We start from the raw sequence: 17326 nt of genomic DNA, 5'->3' as shown, positions 1-17326 counted from the left end.
ATGGAGCTTACCAAAATATTAATTATAGAAGATGAAGAAGCGATAGCTGATTTGCTTGCATATGGCTTGCAGAAAGAGGGATTTCAAACCAAGCTTGCGCATAACGGCAAGGATGGCTTAAGAGAAATCGAAGAGTTCAAGCCAGATCTGCTGCTGCTTGATTGGATGCTTCCCGATCAAAGCGGACTTGATATTTGCAAGCAAATTATGGGGAAATACATCCTTCCGATCATCATGATTACGGCTAGGTCTGATATTTCCGACAAAGTTATCGGAATGGAGCTTGGCGCCGACGACTATATTACGAAACCATTTGATATGCGTGAAGTAATCGTCCGCATTCGTACATTACTGCGCAGAATCAATCCTATAACGGCTGTGAACGAAGAAGCAGCGCCAGCAATCATCAAGTTCAAAACGATAGAAATTAATGTGCCCGAAAGAATGGTCAAAAAAGACAATGAGCTCATTGAGCTGACACCAAAAGAATTTGACCTATTGATGACTTTGACGAGCTCTAGAGGACGCGTATTTACTCGTTCAAATTTGCTTGATTTAGTATGGGGCTATAATTATTTTGGTGATACTCGAACCGTGGATATTCATATTCAGCGTTTGCGCAAAAAGCTTGATGCCAATGACATAATCACTACGGTATTTCGTGTCGGGTACAAATTCGAGAAGAATGTGGAATGAATATGGTACAGTCTATCAAGGTTAAGTTTTTAATCGGATTGTTAGTTATTTTTTTCACCTCGCTATTGCTGCTGCATCATTTTGTCATGCAAATTATTGAATCCAGCAACGAAACCATCATTACGCAGGATTTGAATACGATGAAGAAAAACAGCAATGTTTATGTAAAACAGACGTTTATGATCAATCATTACAGTCATGATGAAATTTATTTCGAGCAGATGTCTAAAGAGTTGGTTGTTGATTTGAAAAACATTACGTCTAGCCAAGTGGCTGTTTATTCATTAAAGGGCAAGCAGCTTGCTGCATCGGACAGTGCTCCCTTCATGAGTCCACTTGGAGACGATTTCAAGCATGCTCTCAAGGGAGAAACCGCTTATACCATCTCCCATCAAGAAAAAATATCTACGATCTATTTTTCATATCCTGTTGTAATTGACGGTGAAAAAATAGGTATTTTACGATTTTCCAAAGACGTATCGATGCTTTATGAGAACAGCAGGCAAATATTAGATGTCATTTTGTATGTCACGATCGCTATCTTCGCTATGGGCTTGCTGCTTTGTTATGCATTGTTCTGGAACATTACACTGCCCATCGTCAAGATGACCAAAGTTTCAACGGAAGTGATAAACGGCAATCTTAATGTCCATATCTCTTTAAACCGAAAGGACGAGCTGGGCAAGCTTGCTCATAACTTCAATCAAATGATTGAGAAAATTAGACTTCAAATTGGCAAAATAGAAAAGGACCGTGACCGCCTTAAAGAGTTAAACCAACATCGCAAGCAATTTTACGACAATGTTACCCATGAGCTGAAAACACCTCTAACTTCTATCATGGGCTACGCGCAGATGATCAAAGACAATGGGCAAAATGATGAGGTTTTTTTCGAGAAAGGTATTGCGCATATAGCGGATGAAAGTGCTCGCCTTCACGAAATGGTTTTGCAGCTATTGGAGTTGTCTAAGGAAACAGATTCTAAAGCATCCTATGAAATGGTTGATGCAGGGTTTATTTTGCTAAGCGTTTGTGAAGGTATGGCGTTTAAAGCCCAAAAGTATAACAAAAATATTGTTTGCGAATTAGAAGATCATCTCATCATTGAGGGCAGTCCAACTAAATTAAGACAGCTGTTTATCAACTTGATTGATAATGCGATTAAATACAGCGATGCTTCCTCTGAAATTATAGTGAAGGCAGGTCTGATCTCCGAGGTCATACAATTCACTTTTATAAATCAGGGAGATGTCATTGCACCAAAACATTTAGCCCGCATTTATGAACCCTTTTATAGAGAAAATGGTCGTCTTGTGAAAGAAGTCGGGAGCCGCGGATTGGGGCTTAGCATTTGCAAAGCCATTGTTGAAGAGCATCAAGGAACCATTCAAATCCAAAGCGAGGATAGAGAAACAAGCGTAATTGTTCACATCCCGCAATTTGATAACAAGCAGGTGACCTCATGATTAGAAAATCAATATTTGCTCTGCTTATCTTCGTTATTTTGTCGGGCTGCGCATCTACGAAATTTAATTCAAGAACCGTCGTTATACCAGATACAGAAGCGGCACCAGAATTGGCCCATTCGAACGGTGATTTTGAAGTAAGCAAAATCTATCGCATGTTTGAGGAAGATGAGAGTGAAATCCAAATTCTCGGATGGACAGACAATGAGCAGATTCTAGGCATGCTCAAAAATATAGATTTTACTCAAACCTTGCAGCGCTTTGATTATAAGAATCAGACGATGAAAGAGGTTATGAATTTCAATCAATATTCAGAAGCAAGCATGGTGTCCCCAGATGGGCTTAAAATCGCAGTATACGGTTGGGATAATAACAAAAACAGAACCCTGAAGATCTACAGCCAGATTGATGGCAAGGCGATTACTGTCGAGGATATGCAGGACTCTTTGTCGGCTACGATGATCTGGTCTAACAACAGCCGGTATCTCTCTTTTTTCATATGGGATGATCAGAAAGTAGAAAAGCTTGCCGTTTACGACGTTACGACTAAAAAGATGAAGAAATATGATGTTCCGTATGAAAGTGAGAAAAGCTGGTCGAGATATGTGAAAATTTCTGATAATGGAGAAACGGTATTGATCATCAGACAAATGTATGATGGACAATCGATTTTGTTCGGTAAAATAGACGGCACTGGAATTTCCAGTTTGTATAATCATCTGTTGAATCGTGATGGGACGGTAGACTTTCTCAATAATGATCAAATTTTGTTTGTCAGCGAGAACAATTTGCTGTTTGCATATGATCGCCGCAATAAAGCTACCACGATTTTAGGTGAGCAAGTGGGTAATTTCCGTTTAACAAGAGATCGCAAATATATTGCTTACTCGAAAGATTCGCTGAATATCTATATTGCCAAATTGCAAGGAAACAATCTTTTGAATGAACAGGAGGTATTCAAAGGAATAAATCCGGGTCAAATGGAGTGGAGTCCATCGGGCAACAAGCTCTATTTGAGCGGCTGGAAGTCATTTGACGCTCAAGTTAAAAGCCAATTATCCGTACAGTTACCGATGAATTACATCATTGAGTTCAAATAAAACATGTTTCTAAACAGCCATCACTGCTTCCATCGGTGATGGCTGTTTTTTTGTGTTTCATATGACGACGGATTTCAACATTTTTAGATACAACTTGTTTACAAATTGGAGAAGTGCTCGAAATGAGGATTATGTATAAATAAAGAAGCTGCTAAACATCTATTACTTAGGAGGACAACATGTACTCGTATACGAAAAAACGAAAATCGCGTATAGTCAGGCTTATAGTGCTTTTATTCACTCTAGTTTTAATTAGTGTAACTTTAATTGGCTTTGCCGCAAACAAAGAAGAAAAGTCGCAAGCTCTGTCAGCCAATCCGCCAATTGTTCCAACGAAGCAGCAATCCTTGGATGGAAAACCAGATAGGATATACAAAGTTGTCATTGATGCAGGACATGGCGGCAAAGATCCTGGGGCGGAAGGAGCTAGCGGGAAAAGGGAAAAACATTTTACACTATCGCTATCTCAGAAAGTGTACGAGCTGTTAAAGCAAGAGAACATGTTTGAGCCACATCTAACTCGGAATGATGATACGTTTATTGATCTGGACGTACGTCCTGATATAGCGAATCAAATGGAAGCAGATGTTCTTCTATCCATTCATGCGAACACCTATAAGGACGAGAATGTTGGTGGAATTGAAACGTTTTATCGTTTTGATGAAAATATAGAATTAGCTCAGACCATGCACAATCAGGTTGTAAAGGCAATGGGCTTTCGGGATCGCGGAATACGAAATGAAGAGTTAAAGGTTCTTTCACTAAGCAAGGTGCCGGCGATTTTGCTCGAAGTAGGTTATTTGACAAACCCCGCTGAAGAAGCAGTTTTACTTGGAGAAGATGGACAAGATCGTGCTGCGAAAGCTATTGTTGAAGGTTTGAAGCAATATTTTAAAAACAATTCAGAAGAGGCAATCATTCAATCCTAATTCGAATACAAACCGTTTTATAAAAAAGGAAATGAAACAATAAGCCACGTCCTCTGGACGTGGCTTATTGTTTCTCTGTCATTTGTTTTCGGTATGCGCCAGGTGAGATGCCGTAATATCGCTGGAACACGCGATGGAAGTAAGTATAGCTGCCGAATCCAGTTTCTTCGGCAATGCGTTCGAGCGTAAGCGGACTTTTGCCCATTAATTCAAGCGCCATCGCCAGACGCACCTTCTGGGCATATTGCATGATGGACATGCCGAATTCAGATTTGAACAACTGAACAGAGCGGGATACGCTTAGTCCCGTATGTTTCGCAGCATCGGTTAAAGTAAACGGAATCGCTGCATGCTCCTCGATATAAAGCTTTATTTTATATGCCAGCAGCTTTGGACCGGAGTTGTAGGAGGTTGCTTCATCTATAGCTCTATCGAGCAAATAGCAAAGTGATTGCATCAGCGTACATAATAGTTCAGGATTCCCGCCGTCATGCCGCCTGCTTTCTAATATTAATTGCTGCCATAAAGCCGCTATTCTGCCGTTCTCACCTATTTTTGTTTTTTGAGGTCTTCGCTGAAGCTTCCACCATTCATCAAGCCAAGGACCGCTGCAGATCACATAATAGTCTCCGCTTGGCCCAAGCTCGCCAATTCTCAGATCATAAACTTCACCAGGGGCAAACAGAAGAAGGTCACCAGGCTCGATGATATCGACCTGCCCTGCAATCAATGCTTGGCATAAGCCTTCAGTCTGCAATCGAATGATATAGGTTTCGAGGCCGGATTTATAGGTATGTCTAAAAGGCGTATTATGGTACATAAAGGCACAATAATCGAGCTTTATTCCAGTTTCCTTCATGACTGTTTCTCCTCTTCCATAAGCAGATCGTTGATGTTTATCATTAGTTTGTTTCTACACATGCCTGTCTATTTCCTTCATAATGGACAGTATATACATGAAGGAGTTGTTATCGATGGCAGGAAACAAGAAGTTGTTCTCGTCGGAAATAAAAGAGAAAGTATTGTCCTTTATTTCCCAAATGACATTAGAAGAAAAAATTGGCCAAATGTCGCAATTTGACTGGGGCTTTCATGCGATAAATCCGGATGCCGGCGGTGAGATCAATCTAATCATGAAGGATCTCATCGATAAAGGAATGTTAGGCTCGTTGTTTAATTTATCGGGCGTTGAACAAGCGAATACACTGCAAAAACAAACCATTGAAAAGTCACGCCTTGGCATACCGATGATCGTTGGGAGAGACGTTATTCACGGCTACCGTTCAGTATTCCCTATTCCACTCGCTCAATCGGCAAGCTGGAACCCAGATCTGATTAGAAGAACAGCAGCAGCAGCGTCTAAGGAAGCAGCTTCCGACGGTATTTCGTGGGTGTTTGCGCCGATGATCGATATTACGAGAGATCCTAGATGGGGAAGAATTGCCGAAACGATGGGAGAAGACCCTTATGTAGGCGAGATTATGGCAAAAGCGTGGGTTGAGGGCGCCGAGCTCGATGATGCTTCAAGCGAAAGCCTCTCTGTAGCGAGCTGTCCTAAACATTTTGCCGGATATGGATTTGCGGAAGCGGGCAGGGATTATAATACGGTAGACGTCTCGGACCGCGTGCTGCGTGAAGTTATTTTGCCACCGTTTCGTAAAGCGGTTGAAGCTGGAGCGCTTAGCATTATGGCATCCTTTAATGAATTGAATGGCATTCCTGCATGTGCCAACCGTTATTTGCTTACGACTATTTTACGTGAGGAATGGGGCTTTGAAGGTGTTATCGTTAGTGATTACAATGCTCTAGGTGAATTAATCACTCATGGTGTTGCCAAAGACGCGGAGGAAGCGTGTGAAATTGCGATTAAAGCGGGTACGGATATGGATATGCATTCAGGCATATTCTACAAATACTTGCCGAAGCTCGTTCAAGAGGGACGGGTTGCCGAGAGTCTGATCGACGCCGCTGTAGGCAGAATTTTAGCTGTAAAGATGAAGCTTGGATTGTTCGAGAATGCATACGTAAATCCAGAACGAAGCCAAAGTGTTATTTTGTCAGAGGAGCATGTGGCATTGGCGCGCGAGGCAGCAAGAGAGTCTATCGTTCTGCTTAAAAATGATAATCGTATACTGCCTCTTTCTAAGCAGCTGAAAACGCTGGCTGTTATTGGACCGATGGCAACGAACACGAAAGATCCTCTTGGCTGCTGGGCAGCCGACGGCAATGCGGATGATGTCGTTTCACTGCTTGATGGCATTAAGGCGAAAGTATCGCCAGACACACAGCTGCTATATGCGGAAGGCTGCGGCATTGAAAGTGAAGACGAGAGCGGCTTTGAACAGGCTCTGGCAGCAGTTGCTGGGGCGGATGCTGCTATTATTGCAGTAGGCGAAAGTCTGACGATGAGCGGTGAAGGAAACTCCAGATCAGAACTGGACTTGCCGGGTAAGCAGCGTGAGCTCGTTGAAGCAGCAATACAGCTGGGCAAGCCGGTTATCATTGTTTTGTTCAATGGCCGTCCGCTGACAACCGTTTGGCTGGATGACACGGCAACAGCAATTGTAGAAGCATGGCACTTAGGTATTCAAAGCGGCAATGCAATAGCTGATGTCTTGTTTGGTGACTATAACCCAAGCGGCAAGCTGACAGCAACATTTCCGCGGAGTGTAGGACAAATCCCGCTTTATTATTACAGGAAGAACACAGGACGTCCTCCAGGAGGCGTATATTCTTCAAGATATATCGATGCTCCAGTGCAAGCATTATATCCGTTCGGGTACGGTCTGAGCTATACCGACTTTGATTATAACAATCTTGTCGTGAGCTCATCTCGCATAAGCAGCTCGGATTCCGTATCTGTTTCTGTAAATGTTACGAATACAGGCAGCGTTACAGGTGAAGAAGTAGTACAGCTGTACATTCGTGATGCAGCGGCAAGCGTGACACAGCCTCTCAAGAAACTAAAAGGTTTTGCCAAGGTGAGCTTAAGTGCCGGTGAGATGAAGACGGTGACATTCTCGGTAACCCCTTCGGAGCTTGCAATCATAGGAGCAGATGACCGTTTGTCGGTTGAGCCTGGCGTTTTCCAGCTGATGGTTGGTCCTCATTCCGAGAAGGGCTTGATCGGTGAAATCACAGTAGAGTAATTGTGAACGGGGGAAGCTGTTCCAGCAGTAGTAGTTAACTCGCCTGAGTGATCTCTCTCTTTGAGCAGAGATATTATAGAACATGAAAAAATAGCGGTGAAGGGCTGTCCCTTCACCGCTATTTTTTTTGGTGAATGATTGTTTGCTTAAACCGATTATGGGCAAGCGAAGCACTAGACTTACTTTTGGCATGCAGCGATGCAGCGATACAAGGATAGATTTGCTCTAGTCAGCCCAAGTCGACTCTCTAAGGAACTGTATCATGCTTATTATGCAGAAAACGATTGTTCTCAGATTTTAACGAACCTTATTGGCGCTATTACAAGGTTTACAGGGTCTAATGGGCTGTTTTTCTCGAAATAACGTTTCTGGAGTTCGTTACAATTTTATTCCACTACGAATGCTTTAAATAAGTGCTGCTGGGTTCGTTAGTTGTAGTCTGACAAGTGTTGTTTTTTGAGCAAATTTAAAAGCATGGATAACTATAATAAATAATGAATTTCCAATATTGTTCTCCTAAAAATGGTCGTGCTACACTAGGCAAGAACTGTGAATGAAGGGGATTTATTCGGAACATATGGGAAGTATTAACTCATATCATTCGAAATGAATAAGCAAAGGAAGGTAACGATGAAGAAGCGATCAGTTATGTTATTTACATTTGTAATGGTTATCGCCATAGCTGTAATATTCGTAATAACACCGATTGACTTCCAAAAAAAGAGTAATGAACCCGAAACGGCTCAAACACCATCACCTTCGGAATCTACAGACAAAGAGATATCCAATGCGAGTAAAGCTAAACAGCTTGTAAGTCAAATGACGGACAAGGAAAAGATAGGCCAGCTTGTGATGTATACACCTACGGGTCAAGCGGATTCGTTCTCAAATAAAATGATCAAGGAATACGGTGTAGGCAGTGCCCTCTTGAATCGACGAATGAATTCTGCTGCCGGTACTGCCCGGTTTACTAATGCGCTCCAGCAACTGGGATCTGAATCCAGATTAGGTATCCCTCTATTTATTTCTGGCGATTTGGAATACGGCGCTGCTCAAAGAGTACCTGATGAGGCAACGGTACTGCCAAGGCAGATGGCAATTGGAGCTACACAAAATGTGGATTATGCAGAACAAGCTGCGCGCTTGACGGCTGTTGAATCCAAAGCAATGGGTTTTCACTGGAGTTTCTCGCCGGTCGTTGATGTCAATTCGAACCTGATGAACCCAGTGATTGGGGTTCGGTCTTTTGGAGAAGACACGAAGCTTGTAAGCGATATGGCTGTTGCAGAGGTGAGGGGTTATCAAAGCGAAGGAATGATATCCAGCGCCAAGCATTTTCCAGGGCATGGGGATACAGGTTTTGATACTCATATGTCATTATCAAAAGTGTCTTACAGCGAAGAAGTGCTGCGGACCGTGCATCTCCCTCCATTTCAAGCAGTAATCAACCAAGGAATCGAGTCTATTATGACTTCACATATTATTATTGAAGCAATTGATGCTGAACTTCCTGCGACACTTTCAAAGAAAGTTCTTACAGGATTGTTGAGAAAGGAAATGGGTTTTAAAGGGATCATTGTCACAGACGCTATGGTGATGCAAGCGATATCCGACAATTGGGGAGCGGGCGAAGCAGCGGTTATGGCCATCAATGCGGGAGCAGATATCGTCATGGCAAATGGCTCTGAAGCTGATCAATTCGATACGTTGGAGTCCCTTTATGAAGCATTGCAGGCTGGTAAGCTCGAGAGAAGCCGAATGGATGAATCGGTGGAACGGATACTGACCTATAAATTCAAGCTAGAGATGTTTGAGCATCGTTTGGTAGACATTGATCATGTGAGCCAAGCAGTAGGGAAAAAAGAACACCGTGAGTTATCTGAGCGAATGGCATTGGAATCCATAACGCTCATCAAAAATGAAAATGTCCTTCCATTTGATGCGGAAGCAAATCAGACAACGCTTGTCGTAAGTATGGCTTATGCAGATCAGATTGCAGAAGCAGTTAGGCAAATAAGCAAAGGCAAAGTCATTTCTTATCAGGCAGCAGAAGCTGCGGGAGAAGTGTTAGATGCTACAAGGTCAGCGGTTAAGAAAGCGGTTGAGAAGGCTGAAAATGCAGATCGAATTATTGTTTTTACGAAGTCGGATCAGCAAATACCGCAAGGGCAAGTGGATCTGGTGAACGGATTACTTGCAACTGGAAAGCCGGTAGCAGCTGTCTCCCTGGGAAACCCAAGCGATATTTTGGGATATCCGAACGTGAAGGCATATGTCTCGACTTATGCGCTTGATAATTGGTACTGGATAACACCGATTCCGATATCGTGGGAAGCTGCTGTGAAGGTTATATTTGGTTCCAAGCCACAGGGGAAGCTGCCTGTGACCTTAAATAACGAATACTCAAGAAACTTTGGATTGAGCTATCGCTAGCCTGACATAAGAAATGACCTTCTTCATTACCGGAAGGTCATTTTTTTGCGATCGGCCAGAGTAAATAACAAAACTATTTACATACATACTGTACGTATGTTAATATCGAACTGTATTCAATCCTATAAATACTAAAGGAGAGCTTCCATTTGAAAATGAACAGTTTTTATCCAGTTGTGATGTCACAGGATGTAGCGAAAAGTGCTGATTTTTATCAACGTTACTTTGGTTTTGAAGTTGTGTACGAGTCCGACTGGTATGTGAGCTTGCGGAAGACGGGTGAAGGGCAATGCTTTTATGAATTAGCGCTGTTATCAGCAAGTCATTCCACGGTTCCCGCGAGCTATCGTAAGAGAGCTGAAGGATTGATTCTTAACATGGAAGTTGATAATGTAGATAGTGAGTACAAGCGCTTGGTCCTTGACGCGAAGCTGTCTTTGGAGCAGGATATTCGCGATGAGGACTTTGGGCAACGGCACTTTATTCTCTCTGATCCCGGCGGCGTATTAATAGATGTCATTGCAATTATTCCGCCCTCGGAGGAAGAAAGTATGAACTATGTGCAAGCATTGTGGCAGCAAGAGGGAGCAGCAGCGGATAATTAAATAAGCTTGCTTAAAGCTCCTTCTGAGCTTTAAGAAAATAGGAGCAACTGGATGAGGAAAACGAAAAAAGATACGGAAGAGACGATTCATAAGCTAGAGGAAGTGGCAAGGCATCATTTTACCACTTTCGGGTTTGCGGACAGTTCACTAGAGGAAATAGCCAAAGACGCTGAGGTCACACGGGGGGCTGTTTATCACCATTTTGGCAGTAAAAAAGGTTTATTCCGAGCGGTGCTTTCACTAGTTCAGTCTGAAGTAGCGCAACGGCTGGAGGAAGAGGCTTCCCTTAGCGATGATTTGTGGGAGCAATTATGTCTGGGATGCCGCGCATTTGTGACTGTCGCAATCGAGCCGCAAAACAGGCGGATCATGCTAATCGATGGTCCTGCCGTGCTTGGCTGGGAGGAGTGGCGGCTTCTGGATGAGCAGCAGTCGATGAAATTGCTGCTAGAACAGCTGGAAATGATGCAGCAGCAGGGCTACCTTAAGGGTGTTCGTCTGGATGCTGCCACTCATTTGTTGTCGGGAGCTATGAATGAAGCGGCGCTTTGGCTCGCGCAAATATCGGATACTGCTGAGGCTGCTGAAGCGATGGAGGATTGTTTGCAGACGCTGCGTAAGCTTCTAGACGGCCTTCGTTAAATGAGAGACAAACAACACAAAGCCTGACCGACAGTTATCGGTCAGGCTTTGTATGTGTTTACCTATTAAGAGCCGTATACCTCGAAATCAAAAAGTGAGTATCCGTAAGCTGTACCTCGTGCCGTGCAAAGCACTCTTACATATCTTCCGCTTTTGGATGCAAACGTAATATCATCGATGGCTCCATTGCCTGTTGTCGTTGTAAAAGCATCTGTCCAAGTTGTACTATTTGTGGAAACTTGGATTTTATAGCCTTTACCGTAAGCGGCTTCCCAGTTTAATTTCACACGGTTGACGTTTTGAATGGAACCAAGGTCTACGTAAATCCACTCGTTGTTGCTTCCTTCAACACTCGCCCATCTTGTCGTCGAATTGCCATCCGTCGCTTTGGAAGCTTCAAATCCTGTTCCCTCAATTGAGCTTGCTACAGCGGTCTTGCCTAAAGCAAGGTTCGTTGTTGTTGAATTCGGACTCGTTGTTGCGCTGGCTGTATTGCTGCTCGCAGAAAGATTGCCCGCAGCATCAATGGCCTTCACTGTATAACTATATGACGTGGAAGCGTTTAGGCCAGTGTCAGTATAGGTCGTGCCAGAAGGAGAGCCTACTAATGTGCCGCCGCGAAATACTTGATAACCTGATACGCCAACATTGTCGGTAGAAGCTGACCAGTTCAAATTAATTTGGCTGCTTGATGCAGCGGATGCAGTCAAATTCGCTGGTGCAGTAGGTGCCTGGGTGTCCGTAGTTCCACCAGCAGTTGGTATCCACCAGTTTCCTGAAATGAATAACATATTAAGCAAATTGAAGGAATCGCTGAAATAGGATTCTTTTTTGTTTTTCATCCAATCCCATCCTGCATTTACCCATGCTTGGTGCGTGCTGCTCGTGGTTGCTGCTGAAATAAACGGCGATACAAAAACAGCAGTTGCGTAGGAACCGCTAACTCCGCCATTTAGTTTATATCCATCTTTAATGTTATTCGGATTGCCGCTTGTGGCTCCTTTGATCCATACGGCCATTTTGTTAGCAATATCTCGGCCTCTCGTGTCGCCGTAGAAAGCATAGTCCATTACGATTCTTAATGGAACCCGGCTTGCATTGTAATTGTATTCGTTAGTTTCTGGAAATTCATCTAAGTAGTTTTGTGGAGCTGGCTTTGGAGGATTGTCGACAACAAAATCTGAAATCAGCCCTGTGCTAGCTGAATAGGCGCTTGAGAACTGACTATAAACAGTGTACAAGTTGTTAATGACATTCAACCAGGTTTGATCTCCAGTCACCTCATAAAAAGCTCTTAAATGCGAGAGCATCCAGTCGGAGGGACGGGTATTTAATGCACTCTTAGCATCCCAATCGCCAAGGTTCAGGCGGTTATTCGTCGTGACATTGCTCGCCTTGATACCGTTCGTAATCATTTTTTTGGCTTCTGCCAAATAATTTATCGTGCCAGCTGATCCCCATTGCTGGTCAGCAAGTATTAAGGAATAAGCGATGTCCAAATCACCATCGGTAGCGGAGCCAAAATGTCCTTGTGCTCCAGCAGCATCTGCAACAACCCAGCCCATAAGATTTGAGTTGCCTGAACTCTTAAAAGCTCTAGCGGTTTTGAATAGGCCGTCATAAATGGTTTTGGCATTTGAATCAAAACCTGCCATCAAAGCGGTGATGACCATGCCATAGCCTTGCCCCTCTGAAGTGCCAAGCGGATCATAACCATCAGCGTCGCCGGTAATATCCCCTTTGACATAATAGCCGCCAGGCAATGAGGAGAGGTTATTTTTTAAATAGGTTGATTTCCAGTAAGTATAATAACTCGAAACTGCTGTATTCATAGCTGCCTGAGTGACATGGTTAGGTTTTATAATGCCAGGATAGCTCAGCTGCTGTGGAAATGGTCTAAGCTCTCCTGCAGCATGCACCTTCGTTTGAAGTGGAGCGGGTGCACCCAATAAAGTTAGAAGCATCGCTGAACAGAGAAAGACATGGCCCATCCATTTCATCATACTTTTGTTTGCTTTTAAAGTGCACAATTAAAACTCCTCCTAAAATTATAGTTGTATAACCGTCGACAGATTCGCAGCCTCCTTTGCATGTAATCAAGCTTAAACAAAATTAAAGCGCTTTAATTTAAACGCAAAAAAATAAAACATTTAAGCGCTTTAACTTTAGGCCTATAAAAAAAGTAATTCAGATGAGACTAAAGGTGCAGGACACACTATAGAATCAACCCAGTTACTTCTAGCCATCCATTCTTGATGGTTGTTTTTCGTTCATGCCTCTATGTTAATCAATGTAACACACAAAATTTGTATATGTCTACAGCCAATTTCAATTTTTATATTATGCCTAAAACGGAACAGAATAGGGCGAGGCAGCATTCTCAAAGCACAGAAAAACGGTACGTTACTACGCACCGTCATCTTTTTATTCACCTATGATTCTGAAGTCAATATTGGTTGGCGGCGGAAATTTATTTTTCGCCTCTTTAAGATGTATTTCGGAATAGGATTCATTCCTTGATTGTGCAAGCTTCTTGGCATTGTATTTATACCATAGCTCTATGATTAATATTTCACCTTCACGTATGACCGCAAATTCCTTAAGGAACAATTGCTTCACGAACGCATCCTGTTCAAGCTCAAGTGCAGCAACGCCTACTATAATTTGAATGCGGTCACTGCTCGAATAGGCTTCAGGCAATTCATTGTACATTTGCCATGCCTCTTCGTACTGTTTGTCAGCAATGAGCAAATTTAAATATTCTTCAGCCAAAGCTCGATCAGGGAACGAGTTGGAAACGAGATAGGCTTTCTTCCAGTAGGCAAGCGCCAGATCGATTCGCGAGGCATATTTCATCGCTTCTGCTAGGTTTCGATACACCCATAGGGATGGTTGAATGTCTATCGATTTCTCCCATGCATCGATAGCTTCCTGCTCCATTCCTCGCTCATAAAGCATGATGCCCAAATGCATATAAGCGTTCCATGATTGGTTCTCTTGGTGCTCAAGGCTCTCTTCAAGCAGAGTTAGCCACTCATCCTGAACCATCCATGCTTTCGGCACTTCTTGCACGTCGTGGACTGGAAGCGTTCCTGTTTCAAGAAGGGCGAGCCAATCGCTATGCTCGGCTTCGGGCGCTGTGCTTAACTTCGTAAAATAAAAGCCTTCAGGAATCGTTCGATTTTCCTTGAGTTCTCGGCGCAGCTGTTCTAGTGCACCCCATGGAGAGCCCGTATAAAGGACTTGCTCAGGCGCTTGTTGTGCGAGAATTCGCATGGACTCATGCAGCTTATCCATTTCTTCGGCATCGATATGATGATCGACACAATCTCGAATGTATTGATTCGCCTGATTCCAATCCTGTTGGTGGGCTTTGTCGATTTTAATATCGGTCATGCCGATTACTTGTGTGAAATCCCACTCCGATTGAGCAGGCATATCAAGTCCATGCAGCTGCGTTGGAGCTAAGCCGCTTTGAATTTCAATGTAATTTCCTTCACCGGGGTTAGCAAGATAATCGCACCATCGTCTTCCTCCGGCATGGTTTCCCCAGCAAAACATTTTGCGATAACGGAGAAGAGAGGTGGAGCGTTCATAAAACAATCGTCCATCCTCATAAGCGACAGCTTCCCAAGGCGCATCACAGATTGCCGGCGTTTGAAAGAAATATTCATTAGAGAAAGGAAAGCTCAGCGGATAGGTGACGTCCTTGCCCGGTACAGTCGGCAGATAAGGCAGCTTGCCAAGGCCAAATCCTTTCACTTTATGGTCAATATAAATGACTTCATCTGTTGATGAAAAAAGACGGGCTTGCGGTGTTTCCTCTACAGCGATGTTCGTCCACCAGTACATCGGAACCGACTTTTCATTGTCATTAATGATCCGCACATAAAGAATGAGCTTGTTTGAATCGGCGGGCAGATGAAAGTCAATTTGCCAAAATGCGTTTTTACAGCGCTCGTAATCATAGAGCCTTAGAAAATCATTTCCGTTCTCATCTTGCAGAATGGCTGCATGAACGGGGGAGCATGTGGTAAACGTATGTCCGAGCTGACCGATATTCCACTCGATTCCTCCAGAGAACCAAGCGTTCAATATGGCTAGGTTGGCAGGCTGCAGCACCGGATTCGTATAGAGAAGGCTGCGATTCGTTTTTTTCTCCGTAAGAGAATACAATCTTCCACCATAAGCAGGTAAAAAAACAGCCTGCAAATGTTCATTTTCGAGCACGATAGTTTCTAGCAATAGATTTTTCCGATCTCTAGTATAACGATCCTGCATTCGGTAGGGTAAATAACGTTCCCCTGCTTCATATCCTAGCTTTGATCGCAGCTCGCTTGGGAGAGTGCCGTTATCACTGACTTCTCTATGTTTTTGACGATTCCGAAACATCGGCAGCGGATTTTGATCGCCAATGCTTGAGCCTTCGATCCGTAAGGTAGATTGATATACACGCATGGTGAATGAACTCCTTTCTATCCTTTTACTGATCCAACTGTAATGCCTGCAACAATTCGCTTGGAAATAAACAAATACAAAATGAAAGTAGGCAAAAATACGATGATGGATGCTGCAAAAATACCGGAATAGTTTCCTGTGTTGGTAAAGCCGAGTACGATGGATTGCAATGCAAGCGCGAGCGTATGATGTTTCGGATCACCAGCAAATATAAGCGCATACAAATACTCATTCCATATCGACATAAAGTTGAAAATAGAAACTGTAATTAGGCCAGGCTGGGCAACAGGTAATATAATTTTGATAAACGTCTGGATAGGGCCGCAGCCGTCAACAGCTGCTGATTCTTCCAATTCCTTCGGAATGGAAGCGAAAAATCCGGTGAGAAGGAATACGCTAAACGGAATATTAGTGAAAATATAGATTAATACGAGCGTAATAATGGAACCCGTAAGCTTCAGCTCAACGAACAATGAAAAAAGCGGGATGGATATGAGCAGGCCAGGGATGGAAATTGCGGATAAAAACATCAGATTGACTATTTTTTTGCCGCGAAATTTTACTCTGCCCAAAACATAAGCGGCAGGAGCAGCGAATACGAGAACACCGACGCAAGCTGAAACGGTATAAATAACACTGTTCAGAAAGTACCGTCCCATCTTCTGGGTTTTGAATAAATCGATATAATTGGAGAAATGAATGCCGCTCTCAAATAGTGAATTCGTAAAAATGCCTCTTGTTGTGCTCAGTGAAGCTAGAATGGCGAAGCCGAACAATACAATCGTGAACAGCAGCCACAAATAGAGCGGTACGTACCGAATTTTATTAACCATGCTAACACCTCATCTTTAATATTCAAGACGTTCTTTACGGAAGAACTGATTGATGATGGCGGATAGGATTAGAATTGATATCGTAATACTAACGCCTACTGCCGCGCCTGCTCCTACATTAAAGGCATCCTGCGTATAAACTGAAGTGCCGTCGCCAAACACTTTGAGATACATAAAGTAGCCCGGCGTCATCGTAGCGACGCTTTCACTCGCACCGCCAAAGGTAGCGGACCAGACAAAGAAATTCACGGCTGTTACCGTCCATAAAACGAGCGTCATACGGAATATGTCCTGAAGCAGCGGCAGCGTGATTCGGAAAAACTTGTGCAATGGGTTAGCCCCTTCGAGCAGGGCAGCTTCGTAATAATCGCGTGGTATACGGTCCATTCCGGCGTTAAGGATAAGCATAAAGTAGCCGATGGAACCAAAGCAGTACGCCAGCAGCATGGAGAGGAACAAATAACTGTCGCTCGTCCACTGAATATCGGCAAGCATATCGAGTCCAAGGAAACGGAACAGCTTCGTTAAGAAGCCATAGCTTGAATTAAATATATAATGAATCCAAATAACGGATAACACGACTGCAGATACGGTATTCGGCAAATAAACGAGCGAGCGCCAGAACGTTTTGCCGCGGACACCGGATGATAAAATAGCAGCAAAAAGGAGGGCGGAGCAAATCGTGATGATGCCGCCAAACAGCCATATTTTCAATACATTCCATGCAGAGTCCATAAAATAGCTGTTGCGGAACAGGTCTGTGTAATTTTCGAATCCGATAAATGACCACTCTGACATTTTGCTGGATATGGACGGCAAGGAATAGAAACTCATCAGCAAAGCTCTGAGCGTTGGATATAGAAAGACTGCAAGATAGATGAGTACCGCCGGCAAAAGGAAAAGGGCAATCATCGGTTTTTTAATTTGCATGTAAATTTCCCTCCCGGATATGATTCATAATCCGTTATAACGTCATTGTGCAGCAATCCGAAGGATCGCTGCACAATGATCGAAG

The 17326-nt window shown here is 43.4% G+C and carries 13 protein-coding genes and 1 pseudogene; 8 read left to right on the top strand and 6 right to left on the bottom strand.

Annotated elements, in window-relative coordinates:
• The 4 genes from MHH56_RS22310 (at position 1) to MHH56_RS22295 (ending at position 4191) form a co-directional block, all read left to right on the top strand.
• A complete protein-coding gene (locus tag MHH56_RS22310; protein ID WP_339203879.1) occupies positions 1–696 on the top strand; it encodes a response regulator transcription factor in 696 nt (231 codons plus the stop codon).
• A complete protein-coding gene (locus tag MHH56_RS22305; protein WP_339203877.1) occupies positions 693–2162 on the top strand; it encodes a HAMP domain-containing sensor histidine kinase in 1470 nt (489 codons plus the stop codon). Before MHH56_RS22310 ends, MHH56_RS22305 begins: the two co-directional genes overlap by 4 nt.
• Positions 2159–3262, top strand: coding sequence for a hypothetical protein (locus tag MHH56_RS22300; protein ID WP_339203876.1), 1104 nt, complete (start codon positions 2159–2161; stop codon positions 3260–3262). The genes MHH56_RS22305 and MHH56_RS22300 overlap by 4 nt, the downstream gene beginning before the upstream one ends.
• 179 nt (positions 3263–3441) lie before the next feature.
• Positions 3442–4191, top strand: coding sequence for an N-acetylmuramoyl-L-alanine amidase (locus tag MHH56_RS22295; RefSeq protein WP_339203875.1), 750 nt, complete (start codon positions 3442–3444; stop codon positions 4189–4191).
• 64 nt (positions 4192–4255) lie between these two features.
• Here the strand turns inward: MHH56_RS22295 and MHH56_RS22290 are convergent, their stop codons facing one another.
• Entirely contained in the window at positions 4256–5050 is a 795-nt protein-coding gene (locus tag MHH56_RS22290) for an AraC family transcriptional regulator (protein ID WP_339203874.1), read from the bottom strand.
• A 115-nt stretch (positions 5051–5165) separates the two neighbouring features.
• On the opposite strand from MHH56_RS22290, the gene bglX reads away from it, so the two are divergent.
• The 4 genes from bglX (at position 5166) to MHH56_RS22270 (ending at position 11020) form a co-directional block, all read left to right on the top strand.
• Entirely contained in the window at positions 5166–7340 is a 2175-nt protein-coding gene (gene bglX, locus MHH56_RS22285) for a beta-glucosidase BglX (protein ID WP_339203873.1), read from the top strand.
• 630 nt (positions 7341–7970) lie between these two features.
• Entirely contained in the window at positions 7971–9773 is a 1803-nt protein-coding gene (locus tag MHH56_RS22280; RefSeq protein WP_339203872.1) for a glycoside hydrolase family 3 N-terminal domain-containing protein, read from the top strand.
• 149 nt (positions 9774–9922) lie between these two features.
• Entirely contained in the window at positions 9923–10378 is a 456-nt protein-coding gene (locus MHH56_RS22275) for a VOC family protein (protein ID WP_339203871.1), read from the top strand.
• Between the two features lie 51 nt (positions 10379–10429).
• The gene (locus MHH56_RS22270) at positions 10430–11020 is read left to right on the top strand and encodes a TetR/AcrR family transcriptional regulator (protein ID WP_339203870.1); all 591 of its coding nucleotides are present in this window, start codon (positions 10430–10432) and stop codon (positions 11018–11020) included.
• 65 nt (positions 11021–11085) lie between these two features.
• On the opposite strand, the gene MHH56_RS22265 is transcribed toward MHH56_RS22270, so the two are convergent.
• The 5 genes and pseudogenes from MHH56_RS22265 to MHH56_RS22245 all read right to left on the bottom strand — a co-directional run bounded on the left by MHH56_RS22265 (position 11086) and on the right by MHH56_RS22245 (position 17241).
• The gene (locus tag MHH56_RS22265) at positions 11086–11811 is read right to left on the bottom strand and encodes a discoidin domain-containing protein (RefSeq protein WP_339209704.1); all 726 of its coding nucleotides are present in this window, start codon (positions 11809–11811) and stop codon (positions 11086–11088) included.
• Positions 11785–13023: pseudogene (locus MHH56_RS22260) on the bottom strand (glycosyl hydrolase family 8); the annotation flags it as partial. The pseudogene MHH56_RS22260 and the gene MHH56_RS22265, both read right to left, overlap by 27 nt.
• Positions 13024–13444: 421 nt before the next feature.
• On the bottom strand, positions 13445–15478 hold the full coding sequence (locus MHH56_RS22255; RefSeq protein WP_339203869.1) for a DUF5107 domain-containing protein: 2034 nt from the start codon (positions 15476–15478) through the stop codon (positions 13445–13447).
• Between the two features lie 17 nt (positions 15479–15495).
• Positions 15496–16311 carry a carbohydrate ABC transporter permease gene (locus MHH56_RS22250; RefSeq protein ID WP_339203868.1) on the bottom strand — a complete coding sequence of 272 codons (816 nt, stop codon included), beginning with the start codon at positions 16309–16311 and terminating at the stop codon, positions 15496–15498.
• Positions 16312–16326: 15 nt separating this feature from the next.
• A complete protein-coding gene (locus tag MHH56_RS22245; protein WP_339203867.1) occupies positions 16327–17241 on the bottom strand; it encodes a sugar ABC transporter permease in 915 nt (304 codons plus the stop codon).
• Positions 17242–17326 lie beyond the last annotated feature (85 nt).

The organism is Paenibacillus sp. FSL K6-3182 (genome assembly GCF_037976325.1).
Classification (GTDB): Bacteria; Bacillota; Bacilli; order Paenibacillales; family Paenibacillaceae; genus Pristimantibacillus.
This window is presented reverse-complemented; position numbering and strand designations above follow the sequence as displayed.